Source organism: Streptomyces capoamus (assembly GCF_014654935.1).
Classification (GTDB): Bacteria; Actinomycetota; Actinomycetes; order Streptomycetales; family Streptomycetaceae; genus Streptomyces; species Streptomyces capoamus.
In genome coordinates this window covers 6,017-7,197 of record NZ_BNBF01000050.1, presented here as the reverse complement: position 1 = coordinate 7,197, position 1,181 = coordinate 6,017, and the positions used below count along the sequence as shown (strand labels likewise).

Sequence of the window (1,181 nt, the reverse complement as noted above, 5' to 3'; positions counted from 1 at the left end):
AGGTCCTGGTCGAGCTGGTTGTACAGCTTCCGCTCCACGATGAACCAGCACGTCACCGATACCGCCGCCACCGCGAACGCCACCGCCGCCGCGACCAGCATGGCCAGCCGGGCCCGCAGCGGCAGGGCCCGGTACCGGCGGGCCAGCCGGTTCACTCGGCGCCGCCCTGCCGCAGGACGTAGCCCACGCCGCGCACGGTGTGCACCAGGCGGGGCTCGCCGCCGGCCTCGGTCTTGCGGCGCAGGTACATCACGTAGACGTCGAGCGAGTTGGAGGAGGGCTCGAAGTCGAAGCCCCACACCGCCTTCAGGATCTGTTCGCGGGTGAGCACCTGGCGCGGGTGTGCCATGAACATCTCCAGCAGGGTGAACTCGGTGCGGGTCAGCTCGACCGGCCGGCCGCCCCGGGTGACCTCCCGGGTCGCGAGGTCCATGCGCAGGTCGGCGAAGGTGAGCGCCTCGTCCTCCTGGGCCTGTGCGGAGACCGCCGCCGCGTAGGAGCTGCGGCGCAGCAGGGCGCGGATGCGGGCGAAGAGTTCGTCCAGTTCGAAGGGCTTGACGAGGTAGTCGTCGGCGCCCGCGTCCAGGCCGGTGACCCGGTCGCCGACCGTGTCGCGGGCGGTGAGCATCAGGATCGGGGTGGTGTCGCCCGCACCCCGGATGCGGCGGGCCGCCGTCAGGCCGTCCATGCGCGGCATCTGGATGTCCAGCACGACCAGGTCCGGCTGGTAGGCCGCGGCCTTCTCCAGGGCGTCCGCGCCGTCGACGGCGACCTCGGTGCCGTACCCCTCGAAGGCGAGGCTGCGCTGGAGGGCCTCGCGCACGGCCGGCTCGTCGTCGACGATCAGGATGCGCTGGGGGTCGCGGTCGCCTTCGGCGGGACTCATCGCTGACGGTTCCTCGGGGTGCGGTGGGGACGGGGTGGTCGGTGTCCCTCAGCCTGCCATGCCGGGGGGCCGGGGACACGCCCGCCGGTCAGGCGGCGACCGTGTTCAGGCGGTGCAGCGGCACCTTGCGGCGGTGCGGGCGGGCGGCGGAGGTGCGCAGGCCCATCAGCTGGGGCACCGGCGTCACGGCCGCCACCTCGGGGACGCGGGGGGCCGGAACGGGCACGTGCAGTTCGGACACGATGGCCAGGGCCAGGGTGAGACCGGCGGGGCCGCGTTCGGCGAAGCGGTGGGG

2 protein-coding genes and 1 pseudogene are annotated in these 1,181 nt (G+C 73.8%); all 3 read right to left on the bottom strand.

The genetic code is table 11. The features are described from left to right. Window positions 1-155, bottom strand: a pseudogene (locus tag IE312_RS43580) (two-component sensor histidine kinase); the annotation flags it as partial. Beyond that, a complete protein-coding gene (locus tag IE312_RS37350) occupies window positions 152-886 on the bottom strand; it encodes a response regulator transcription factor (protein WP_189986766.1) in 735 nt (244 codons plus the stop codon). The gene IE312_RS37350 and the pseudogene IE312_RS43580, both read right to left, overlap by 4 nt. A gap of 88 nt (window positions 887-974) precedes the next feature. Beyond that, on the bottom strand, window positions 975-1,181 hold a 207-nt coding region (locus tag IE312_RS37345), incomplete at its 5' end, for a hypothetical protein (RefSeq protein ID WP_189986765.1).